We start from the raw sequence: 11,985 nt of genomic DNA, 5'->3' as shown, positions 1-11,985 counted from the left end.
CGAACCGAGGTCCACGGATTTGCAATCCGCTGCATAGCCACTCTGCCAAGGCGCCATTTTTCAACACGTTAGCACCGACTAAACGTTAGCACCACTGTGTTCGGGTGCCTACTTTACGGATCGAGGGGAGATAGTCAAACAAAAAAATGAATTTCAATTTCGTTTGCTGACATTTAAATCAAATTGCTGCATGTTCGATCTCTTCAATCAATAAACACGCAGCAAAATGGAGCAAATTAAGGAATTCGACGTTACCACTTCTTCATAAAACGACCGACTAGGCTTGGATGGTAAGCCCAACAATGGTCAAACATCGTCATAAGTTGTGGGTTGCCATATTTCGAAAGACTAACCGCATGGAAACGGTTTTTGTGCTCTTTCAATTTTTCAACCTGAGCAATCATTTCATCAGACTGCTTAGGAGCAATAAAGTCAGAAAGCACGATCAAATCTGCGTTCTTGTATTTGTCACCCGTCATCAAATCAATCGACTTCATCAGAACAGGTTCTAAATCTGTACCGCCATGGAATGAGTAGCTTAAAAAGTCACTCGCTTCACGTAGGCCATCTTGCCTTGTTAATTCATAGGTGATCTGCTCAGAAGAGAACAGAATCACGTAACAGTCTCTCTCTTCCGCAAGAGCGATTTGCATCAAAGCATAAGCCATTGCTTTAGCTGACTGCTCAGGGAAACCACTCATAGAACCAGAAGCGTCCACACAGACGATGAACGGCCCTTTTTCAATATCGACGTTTTTGCTATCAGGCTTTTGCGCTTTTACTTTACGTAATGTCCGTGATTTACCTTGCGAACGATAGCTCAATAAACGCTTGTCGGCCAAGTGCTTATAAAAGATAACCTCAAGTTCAGGGTAAGCGAGGAACATGGTTTCGTTTGGCAGCATCTTGTTGAGATCATCACTTTCGTGAATCCCAACAATATCATCGACCGCTTCATCGCTTTTCTCTTCAACCATCTGCAGTTCTTCTACAGGAGCTTTGTGTAGCGAAGGATCATCTTCCTCACCAGCCATACGTCCTAGTTTTTCTGCGATCTCTTGCAAACCCTTGTGCTTATTCAGAAACTCAGCGTGGCGCTTCATGATGGTTAGGTCTGTTTTGCTTAATTTGGCCGATGCCATGTCCCACAAACGCCCTACACTGCCTTCATCGCCCGACTCTGTCACTTTGTCCATGTTTTTCATGGTTTCCATGCGCTGATAAAGATCAGCTAAGACTTTTTCTTTGCTTGTTTCGAGTTCGGTGACTTGAGCTTGTTTGATGGCATCTGACAGCGATTGGTACCATTGATCACAAAAGTAATGTGGAAACATCGCGTTATAAACACCTTTATTGTTTTCCATCAAACGTCTTGCTTGTAGATAAAATGCTGAGTGCCACTCCAGCTTCTTAATAACGCGATCAATCTCGTCAAAAAACTGAGATTCATCCCAGTAAATCACTTCTTGGTAAAGTGCGATTTCCTCTTGGAAACGGTCGGTTTCACACACTTTAGTGACGCGTTTTTTTACTTTACCGCGCCATTTAACTAAGTGGTTTTTGACTGATGTTTTCACACCTTTATTCTCAGCAGCCATCATCACTTGAGAACGAGCGATAAGATCATTCATCGCGGTATCAATGATACCAGAGTCAGCCACCATCAAAGCGAAGTTTAAGCCGTCAGCTCCTAACATATGCTCCCCCTCTTACTCAAAGTACTGACTCATGAACTTAATGCGTTGCGCGATCTTGCTACTCTTCACTTTTGTCGTTTCAAGCTCTTGTGTTACCGCCTGTAAGCTTGATTCCATCGCTTTCGGTAAATCAGGGTCAATATAGTTATGCGGTAATGCGTCATGGAATTCAGTGCGTACTCTTTTTAACTTGAATTCAGCTGCAGTTAACTGTTCTAGGGCTTTCTCAGCGCCGTTCAACCACTTGTTATACAGTTCTTGATCTAAACCGTCAGTAGTCACCACACTCACCAATACAGAACGATTAGCAATATCTTTGATCACTAGTTGATTCGATGCATCCAAGTCGAGCTTTAAGCGGCATAGATTTTTGTTTTCGTTTACGTAACCATAAATGTCGCCATGACCTTCTTTTAGAACGCGGTCAAAATCATCTTTGGCTACATACACCCAACGACTATCGCCTTTCTCAGATTCAGACACCGACATATTGCTTTGCAGCATAACCAATTTAATAAGATTGTATGCGCTACCGACGCTGTACATTTTCGCGTTCTTTATATCATGTTGGTAAACGTCTTTACGTCGTAAGCCACTGGTTGACTCCACAGAGAGCGACACCGACAGAGTCGATTCAACATCATCTTGAATCTCTTCTAGCTCTTCACGAGACATTTCGATTTGAGATTTAGACTCTTGCTGATCAAACGCTCGGTTCAACGCAAAATCTTTTACAACGCTACGAACCACATCGCGAGATTCAGGGCTATGCCACAAACAATCTTGAAGAAGCATAATATCGAGCGGGTTAACGCTATCACGGCCACTGAAGAATGCGCTCGCTTTCAATAGTTTAACCGCTTTCTTCCAGCGTCTGTCCGAAACATACAAATCCGACTCGGATGCTGAACCTTGCTTCTTAACCGTCTCTTCAAGCATGGTTTTTAGCTCAAATAACTTGTTAAACGAGTTATCCGTCAGCTCCAGATTATCGAGTTCTTTCTGCCATTGATGATATTCAATGTCTGTAATCGCTAACCCTTTTGGAATGACGGCTTCTTGAGAAGTACCTGTTGTCAGCATCGATTTGAAGTTTTGTTTGTTTTGAATACGGTTGACGAACACACGAACTAACATTCGGTCATAAAGTGCTTCTAGCCCGCTGTCTTCGTCTGGAAGTTCATTAGACGCTGAAACCAACAAGCGCATCGGCACACGCTCAATGTCTGCGCCGTTTTTAAATGTCTTTTCGTTAACCACAGTCAGTAACGTATTGAGAATGGCAGGGCCTGCTTTCCAGATCTCATCAAGGAATACGACTTGCGCGGTTGGTAGGTAGCCTTCGGTCAGCCTTACGTAACGACCGTTGTCTTTTAATTCTTGAATGCTTAGTGGGCCGAACACTTCCTCAGGAGTAGAGAAACGTGTCATCAAATATTCGAAGTAGCTACTGTTGTCAAAAGCCTGGATGAGGCGTTTAGCGATAAGGCTTTTTGCGATACCCGGAGGGCCCAATAGGAACACACTTTCGCCAGCCAGAGCCGCCAGTAAACAAAGCTTAATGGTGTCTTCTCTTTCATAAACGCCATCAGAGAGAGCATGCGCTAATTTATTGATTCTTTCAGAGAGTAGCGCCTTGTCAGCATGTGAGGAAATAGAAGGGTTCATGCGTTACTCCGAAAATCTTTGAACAGTTGAGAGTGTAGATACGTTTTTATACATTTGTTAGCACTTTGTTACAAGTATCTTTTATTATTGAGTTGCCTTTATATCAGATGGTTAAGCTGCAATTTTCGCGCAATCATAGATTCCAATTATGAGAGTAGCATCACGAATGGTGTGAAACTAAATCTATTGTTAACCCTAATTTTTCTTTTATTTTCGACACCATAGACGTTATGGTGGTACACGTCTTCAGTTATAAGAAAAATTGGCAAGGAAAGTGGCCAGATTGCATGAGTAAAGTTATCCATCAATGGAAAAGTATTTCTCTTATAGAAGAGAACGTGACGCTCCCTACGAACGTCGTGGTAAAACATACAACAATAAACCACCCCGGCGCGGCCGTTATTCTTCCTATCACTTCGTCTGGAAAAATCATCCTCATTAACCAGTTTCGTCCTTCTCTTAAAAAATGGCTTTTGGAACTCCCTGCTGGCACGATGGAAATTGATGAGACACCTCTTCAATGTGCACAACGCGAACTCGAAGAAGAAACGGGTTACAGTGCAACTTATTTCCAGAGCTTGGGACAAGTTACCCCTTTAGCTGGCTTCTGTGATGAGATCCAACACTTGTTCATCGCAAAAGACTTAAGCCTTACTACCCGCTTTGAATGTGATGAAGATGAAGTAATAGAGGTTATCGAACTTAGCTTGGAAGAACTGCAACATAAAATTCGCAACGATCAAATTACCGATACCAAAACCATCGCTTGTTTAAGCAAAGCCCAACTATGTGGCCATCTATAGCCAATTATATGACTACCTAATAGTACTCTAGGAGATAAACATGGACTTTCGTTCTGACACCGTAACTAAACCTTCGCAAGCTATGCGTGATGTAATGGCAAATGCAGAAGTAGGCGATGATGTATATGGCGATGACCCAACCGTCAACGAACTGGAACAATGGGCTGCAAATGAAACCGGTTTTGAAGCGGCTATGTTCACTTCTTCCGGCACACAGGCCAACCTACTGGGTTTAATGGCGCACTGTGAGCGTGGTGACGAATACCTTTGTGGCCAACAAGCGCACAACTACAAATACGAAGCTGGCGGCGCTGCAGTATTAGGCTCGATTCAACCTCAGCCAATCGAGAACAACCCTGACGGCACGTTAGATTTTAAAAAGCTTGCTGCAGCGATTAAGCCAGACGACAGCCACTTTGCTCGTACTAAGCTTCTTAGTTTAGAAAACACAATCAATGGTAAAGTGCTGCCAGTCTCTTACCTAGCGGAAGCGCGTGAGTTCGTAAACCAACACGGCCTGCAAATGCACTTAGATGGCGCGCGTGTCTATAACGCGGCGGCTGCACTAGATGTTCACATTAAAGAGATCGCACAACACTTCGATTCGATGACAATTTGTTTATCAAAAGGTTTGGGTGCTCCGATTGGCTCTCTACTTCTTGGTAGCAAAGCGTACATCGCTAAAGCTCGTCGATTGCGTAAAATGGTCGGTGGTGGTATGCGTCAGGCTGGTATTCTTGCTGCAGCAGGTAAAATGGCGCTCACGGAGAACGTGGCTCAACTTAAAGTAGACCATGAAAACGCAAAAAAACTAGCGATTGGTCTAAGCAAGTTAGAAGGTTTCTCAGTTAACCCTGATTTCATTCAAACTAATATTGTGTTTGCGAAGTTAGATCAGTCGGTTGATATTAACCGTATCGCACGGGAGTTAGGAGAGCAAGGCATTACAATGTCACCAGGTAACCCTGTACGTTTTGTTACTCATAGAGATATCAGTTCAAAAGACATCGCGACTTTCCTAACTAAGTTGGAAAGTGCGCTTTAACGCTGAACAAGATTCGTATTAAAGCAATTAAGACTAGAGCTTCCCTTACGAAGCTTTAGTCTTTTAAAAAAAATCATTCACCTCTTCCACCGAAAAATAGCCACCTATACCTATACCGACTAATCTGCCTAATAGACTCAACTAAATTAACTGCAACAGAACGCAATCTTGTTTTGGCCTATGTGAATACCTTCTATGTATTAAACCTGCGTTTAAGTATTAAATTATCGTTAAATTTCGATTTTCATTTGTGAGATTGAATTTTTCATGCACGATAAAATCAAATAATTTAATCGTAATAATTTAATTTTCATTTGCCATGCGTACGGTATTTAAGAATAAAAAATACCAATTCTAAAAAAACATCGTAAGAGGCTAATTTAAATAGAAATTACCAACCAATATAGATAGCCACTGTTCACTATTACAATTAAAAATTTTCACATTCAAATTATAAACCAGTGAATAAAACTAAAAACAAAATATTCCTGGAAGAATAATCCATCGAAAAATTCACCAAAAATAACGCCGTAGACCATAGTTCTAATTTTATCAATTAATAAAAATCCACTCGTAAATTTAACTGTGGGTCAAAAACTGCCTATCTAATTGAAAACAAAATTATTCTCTAAAAATGTACTATTTATACCTTACCTTAAACTCATACTAAAACTCATACTTCGTCTAAATAATAAACTTTTTTTACTACTTCACCATTTTTTAAAGCACTTATAGTTTTGAAAGTTAAGCAACAGGTTACATTCAATCAATGAGAGGTGAAATGATGATTAGAGCATTCGTATTTATTCACAAATTCATCGTCTCAACGTTAATTTTTAGTCTGTCACTTTCATTCTACACCAGTGCTAACACCTTAACGTTAGGAATTAATGGCCAGATCAAAGATCGATGCGAAATAAATTTCTTTTCTGGCAATGTCATGAAGTTTACGGAACACCGTGATGTACAACTATTGCCTTTTAATATGTATTGTAACCGTCCGTTGGGTATAACGATTAATTCAAAATATGGAGGCTTAAAATATCAACACCAAGGGGTTGATATTATTGAAACTTATAATCTGTCATTACAAATAGACGAGCTTCGTCTTTATGAAAGTAGGCACAGCAGCCAACTTACTTCACCAGTAATGATAAACAGTTCTGGTGTTATTCCTTTCTCTCAACAGGGGAGCCTTAGGGTAGCACTCGAAAATAGCTTGCGTTTCGCGGGTTATTATCAAGACGTTATTGAGATCGAAGTTTACCCTTCGATTCATAGCGTGACCAAGTAAAAGCTCTGCAATGTATCTGCAGAACAACATACGCTCAGCAGTATTCGAGCCAATCATTTAAGATAAAGGAATTTCTAATGAAAAAGCTAACACTCTACGCAGCAACAGTCACAGCTATTTTTGGTGCTCAAGTTCAAGCCGCTCCTGGTGATGTCCAGCTAGTTGGTTTTGTTTCACCTGTATGTGAAGTTACTGGTCTTTCAACACAACTGATGGACTTTGGTAATGTATCTCAAATTCAAAACCTTTCTGTTAGTGGCCTTAACATGAAGTGTAATGACGTCGATGGTGCAACTGTAACACTGACGAGTGCTGAGGGTGGTCTAGAGTCCGATGATAGCGAAGACTACGCTCTTACATACGAAGCAACATTTAACCCTTCAGGCTTAGCTCCTTTCACGCTTAATGCGCCAGGAGGCCCAGGCCTAAATGACGTTTCAATCAGTAACTCTTATGGTGGTTCAGGAGTATTGGCGACTGGTGTTGCCGCGTCCATTGATATTGTGACAACAGAAACCTCCCCATGGGCAGGTGGTTATTCAGATACGTTAACCGTAAATATCACCTCAAATTAGAGGTTGAATAAGTCGGGGGCTATTATTTGGCCTCCGACTTCATCTAAGCCTTTGTTGTATTAAAACTTAACCTCAGTTGTATTACGACTCTAGTTTAATTTGGAGCTCATCGCGATGTATAAATGGATCATGCATAAATGGACTGTTCTCTTATTATTGTCACTCACTTGTTTGTCAGCTCATGCGTTCAAAGTAGAGCCGATGTCTATGGAGATGACGCCACTTGGTAAAAGAGCTCAAATGACGATGAGGGTTGAGAATTCGTCTACCGAACCACTCACAGTCGAACTGTCTCCAGTATTTATGACTATGAATGAATACGGAAAAGAGACCACGACGCCTGCAGATGACGAGCTATTAGTGATTCCAGTAACTGCAATTATAGAGCCTGGACGTTCGCAATCTATTATGGTCCGATATTTAGGCGATCCGTCCATTACAGAGTCAAAAGCTTTTCGTATTGCTGTTAAGCAAGTGAAAGTTCAAAGAGCAAGTAGCAACCAAGGGCAAGTGAGTCTGTTACTTCAGTTTAATACGCTTATCAACGTGCGACCTCAGAACACGGCCTCTCAACTAGAAATTAAAAGTATCGAACCAAATAACAAGAATAACAAATGGGTCCTTGAAGTACTGAACAGCGGTAATAGTTATGGTCGGTTAACCAATACGACATGGAAAATTTCTGACGGCAAAAAATCAACCTATTTAAAAGGCGTAGAAATCGCCAAACGTATTCCAGGAACTTTAGTTCTTCCCTATTCCACTCGTTTTTTCGAAATGCAGCCACTTGAAAATTACAATGTAGAGACGCTATCGATTGAAATCGAGCAGGATCAGTAGCAATGAGACGTTATATTTTTGGTGGGTTCATTTCTTGTTTTCTGTGTGCACAAGCGTTTGGCATAACACTGTTTCCAACCGTCATTGAACTCAATACCGATCACAGGGCAACATCGCAACTGGTTGTGACTAACAACTCAACGCGGGATCTCCCACTTGAAGCTAACGTTCGTCGTTTGAAATTCTTACCTGATGGTACGTTCCAAACATCAGATCTATCGAGTGAGGTGATGTTTGTGTTTCCACCTGCCGCTATGTTGGCACCCGGTGAACGTCAAGTATTCCGTATACAATGGTTGGGAAACCGCCAACTCGAAACATCCCAAAGTTACTTTGTTCGTTTCAGTACCGTAAATATTGGTCAAAACAACGAAAAAATGGACAGTCCTACCAGTTTAACAACCGGTATCAATTTGCAAGTTCACTACAATGCGTTGTTGCACATTCACTCATCCTCGCTAGAGCCTGACGTGAACTTACATATAGATGAACAAGGAAAACTAACACTCACTAATTCAGGGTCGCGATTTACCTATACATCGTTACTTCATTTTAAGGGGCTCGACTCTCAGAACCAAAAGGTACATGAGGCTTTAGGTGAACAGTTTATTCCACCACGCTCGACTATTACTTTGCCTTCTTCTTTAAATTACTTACCAGTAGGCACTTATCATGGATATGAAAACTGAAACCTCTCACAAGATGTGGCAAGTTTTCTATGTCTTGGGATTAGTACTGTTTTATTGTGCCGCCTTAAGCCCTGTAGCTTGGGGCCAGGATATGGTATTGAACCCGACAGGACGCGACATTCAACTTACCTCTTTACTAAGGATAAGTGACACCATTCTTGGTGAAGCGGACATTATCATTACCGCAAACAACGAAATTCTTTTGCCAAAGGAAAGTACGCTGTCTCTCCTTTCGTCTGTCGTCACTCAAGAAGGTATTGGTAAGCTCCATGACACGACAGACGATGAGATGCTGTCGCAGCACCACTTTATGAGCGTAGGGCTGGGACTTAATTTCGACTTTTCTTCGTTGGAATGTATCGTGACGGTTCCGCCAGAATTTAGCTTAACCCAACAACTCTCGATGAACGGCGCAGATGATTTTTATAACTATGCTGAGCCAAGTCTGTTAAGCGGATACGTTAACGTCGCCCTTTCCGCCAATGAGAGCCAATATGTCGATCAAAAATCGTCAAGGCAAGATCTTTATCGCAGTCAATTCGACTCTGCACTTAACATTGGTTTTTTCAATTTTGAATATGAATCCTATTTAGAAAATGGTTCATCGAAAAAGTCACAATATGTGAGAGAAGGAACTCGTCTTAATATTGACTTTGCACAGCAAGGTGCACGACTTGTGCTCGGCGATATGTACAACAGTGGCCAATCTTTTCAGGACAGTACCGACATACTTGGTATTGGCTTAACTCGAGATTTCACACTGATTCCAACCAGAAATGCACGACCACGAGCCAATCAATCATTCACACTTCAAAGAGCCTCGAATGTCGATGTCTATATAGATGGGATTGCAGTCCAACGATTAACTTTAGGCGCTGGTAGCTACAACCTTAGTGATATACCTCTTGCGCAAGGTAGTAACGATATTGTACTCGTCATTACCGATCGTTCTGGGAATGAAGAGCGTATCGAGTTTTCTATTGCGACGGGTAACGACTTACTCAATAGCGGTGAGTTTGAATATAGCATTATGTACGGAGCACCCTCTGAACTCCAAAATGGACAACTAGAATACCTAACCGATGAGCGTATTTTCCATGGTTATGTCGATGTGGGGATTAACCCTTGGTTAACGTTAGGTACCAACTTTCAAACCCGTGAAGATTTATATCAATATGGTACTACCGCACTCATCGCTTCTAGATGGGGAGTCACTGAACTCAATGCTTCACGTAGCGAACATCCTGTATTTGGAACTGGCGATGCTTACAAATTTGCATTTGATGCGGAATTTTCCAGCAAGAATACACTGGCTCCACAACTGAGTGTGAGTTATGAGTATCTGAGCAACAATTTTACTGGTGTTGCTGGGTTTGACGCCTCCGACAAAGACATCAACTTAACCACTCATTATGCTTCTGCATTCGGTTCGATTTATCTAAGTCGATCATTACGTGCCGCCATGACAGTCAATTACCGTTCAGGAATAGACAAAGAGAACGACTATTGGCTAATTAGCCCGAGTTTATCGGACGGACTGTTTGATACTCACGCGACTTGGAGTGCCCGTGTTAGCTATCAAGATCACGCCAGTAAAGACGATGACATCAGCACTACGCTCACCATAAGTTGGCCTCTTAGCCGACAAACTCGTGTCGTCGGTCGTTACAGTACAGAGCTAAGAGAAGCCGCCTTAGATTACAGCTATCAGAATAATATAGGTAACACCGGAGGGATATCAGGCTTTGCGAGTGTCATTACGAATGAAGAAACGGACGCCGATATGGACGCTGGTATTAACTATACGGCAAACCGTTACGAATTGAGTGCCACCCATGCCTCGCGACTTGACGACATTAGTGGTGACACAAGAAACCACAGTACCGACGTGACCATCAGCAGTGCACTTGCGTTTGCAGGTTCATCGGTAACGATCGGCAGACCAGTCCGAGAAGCATTCGCTATTGTCAGCAAGCATGAAAGCCTCGCAGAGAATGACGTGGCATTAGACCCAACAAAAGATGGAGAGTACGCACGCGTTTACCTTAACGGAGATGCCAGTGCCATGGTCCCTGATCTTGTTGCTTATAATAGCCAAGTCATCGGTTATGAGGTCGATAACTTACCACCGGGATATGATTTGGGGGATGGTGCTTTTTGGGTTAAGCCTGATTACAAGCGGGGCTTCCAACTACAAATTGGTTCCGATGCTGTCTTAACCGTGATTGGTAAGCTATACGACCGTCAAAGTAACAATCCAATTTCACTTGTCGCTGGTGTAGCACATTACCTTGGTGAAGCTAAACAGTTACCGATTGACTTCTTTACCAATCGGAGTGGCATATTTGCGATATCTGGGTTAAAGCCAGGGAAATATCAACTGATTCTTGACACTAAAGGACAAGAGTCAGCCGTCATTACTCTCAGCGAGCGCAGTGACAACTTGATCAGACTAGGAGATGTGTATGTGGATTAAACAACTTCGGTGGGGAGGATGGTTCCTCATCGCCATAAATTCTGTATCCTCTGTATTAGCATGTGAAGCTAGTGCATTGACGATTCAACCCGTCTCATCCCAGTCTCAATACGACGTTTTCAACACTGGTAATTACGCAACAATTAATACTTATAGGATCGATGCGAATATAATTGGAGAAGCCTGTAAATTGAGTTTGGTTTTACAACTTAACGATACCAGTCGGACGTTAAAAGGGTTAAACCAAGACAAACTCAACTTCGAGTGGAGTGGACAAGAGGGTGTGCCAATCGCGAATCAGTGGCATTTATCATTAACCGACAGTCAACCTTCGACAACCATACAAATGCGTTTCCCAAGCAAACAGTGGCTAGCGTCAGGAACCTACCGGGGGCTTTTAGAAGTGTCGCCCTCTTATACCTCAGACAACCAACAAATAGAGATCAGCCCTAGCTCACTCCCAGTATCCGTTACCGTGCCACCAGCTGCAAAAGTTCACTTTTATGGGTTAACTCAACAGCATTATGACCTTGATCTAGGAACATTATATTCAAACAAGATTATTCGTTCTGCACCGAACCTATGGGTGCAAAGTAATACAGCGTATACCATCGTATTGGAATCATCCCATCAAGGGATGCTACGTCATGAATCTGATGAGACAAAATGGGATATTCCATACGAACTTTCCCTAGATAACGATAGAGTAAACCTCGGTCAACTTGATGCAAAAATTCAGCGTATTTCGGCTACGATCGGTCAACCTATTCCTTTGAGTTTTGTAATTGGGGAAACAGAGAACAAACCGGGAGGAATATATGACGATACATTACAAATTTCTATAGAACCTCTCCTTTCACAGCAGCCTTAAATATGTAATTATATAAATCCTGAGATA

10 protein-coding genes are annotated in these 11,985 nt (G+C 42.0%); 8 read left to right on the top strand and 2 right to left on the bottom strand.

Going from position 1 to position 11,985, the window contains the following annotated elements; all coding sequences use genetic code 11:
• Window positions 1-251 precede the first annotated feature (251 nt).
• On the bottom strand, window positions 252-1,697 hold the full coding sequence (gene viaA, locus AB6C75_RS10965; protein ID WP_372107774.1) for an ATPase RavA stimulator ViaA: 1,446 nt from the start codon (window positions 1,695-1,697) through the stop codon (window positions 252-254).
• A gap of 12 nt (window positions 1,698-1,709) precedes the next feature.
• Window positions 1,710-3,365 (bottom strand): ATPase RavA domain-containing protein, encoded by a 1,656-nt coding sequence (locus AB6C75_RS10960; protein WP_009845429.1) that lies wholly within the window; start codon window positions 3,363-3,365, stop codon window positions 1,710-1,712.
• Window positions 3,366-3,652: 287 nt separating this feature from the next.
• Between AB6C75_RS10960 and AB6C75_RS10955 the strand changes: the two genes are divergently transcribed.
• The 8 genes from AB6C75_RS10955 to AB6C75_RS10920 all read left to right on the top strand — a co-directional run bounded on the left by AB6C75_RS10955 (window position 3,653) and on the right by AB6C75_RS10920 (window position 11,958).
• Complete coding sequence (locus AB6C75_RS10955) at window positions 3,653-4,168, top strand: NUDIX hydrolase (protein WP_009845430.1); 516 nt, start codon at window positions 3,653-3,655, stop codon at window positions 4,166-4,168.
• 40 nt (window positions 4,169-4,208) lie between these two features.
• Window positions 4,209-5,213 (top strand): low-specificity L-threonine aldolase, encoded by a 1,005-nt coding sequence (gene ltaE, locus AB6C75_RS10950; protein ID WP_122047348.1) that lies wholly within the window; start codon window positions 4,209-4,211, stop codon window positions 5,211-5,213.
• 769 nt (window positions 5,214-5,982) lie between these two features.
• Entirely contained in the window at window positions 5,983-6,507 is a 525-nt protein-coding gene (locus tag AB6C75_RS10945) for a hypothetical protein (RefSeq protein WP_017097466.1), read from the top strand.
• 77 nt (window positions 6,508-6,584) lie between these two features.
• Window positions 6,585-7,082 carry a hypothetical protein gene (locus tag AB6C75_RS10940; protein ID WP_009845433.1) on the top strand — a complete coding sequence of 166 codons (498 nt, stop codon included), beginning with the start codon at window positions 6,585-6,587 and terminating at the stop codon, window positions 7,080-7,082.
• Window positions 7,083-7,196: 114 nt separating this feature from the next.
• Window positions 7,197-7,922, top strand: coding sequence for a molecular chaperone (locus tag AB6C75_RS10935; RefSeq protein ID WP_009845434.1), 726 nt, complete (start codon window positions 7,197-7,199; stop codon window positions 7,920-7,922).
• Between the two features lie 2 nt (window positions 7,923-7,924).
• Window positions 7,925-8,611: a molecular chaperone gene (locus tag AB6C75_RS10930; RefSeq protein ID WP_372107773.1), complete on the top strand. Its 687-nt coding sequence runs from the start codon at window positions 7,925-7,927 to the stop codon at window positions 8,609-8,611.
• A complete protein-coding gene (locus AB6C75_RS10925; RefSeq protein ID WP_372107772.1) occupies window positions 8,595-11,087 on the top strand; it encodes a fimbria/pilus outer membrane usher protein in 2,493 nt (830 codons plus the stop codon). The genes AB6C75_RS10930 and AB6C75_RS10925 overlap by 17 nt, the downstream gene beginning before the upstream one ends.
• On the top strand, window positions 11,077-11,958 hold the full coding sequence (locus AB6C75_RS10920) for a hypothetical protein (protein ID WP_372107771.1): 882 nt from the start codon (window positions 11,077-11,079) through the stop codon (window positions 11,956-11,958). The genes AB6C75_RS10925 and AB6C75_RS10920 overlap by 11 nt, the downstream gene beginning before the upstream one ends.
• Window positions 11,959-11,985: the final 27 nt, after the last annotated feature.

This window comes from Vibrio sp. 10N.237.312.B06, assembly GCF_041464685.1.
Lineage (GTDB): Bacteria > Pseudomonadota > Gammaproteobacteria > Enterobacterales > Vibrionaceae > Vibrio > Vibrio tasmaniensis_A.
Note: the sequence above shows the minus strand (reverse complement) of the source record. Positions and strands in the feature narration are given on the sequence as shown.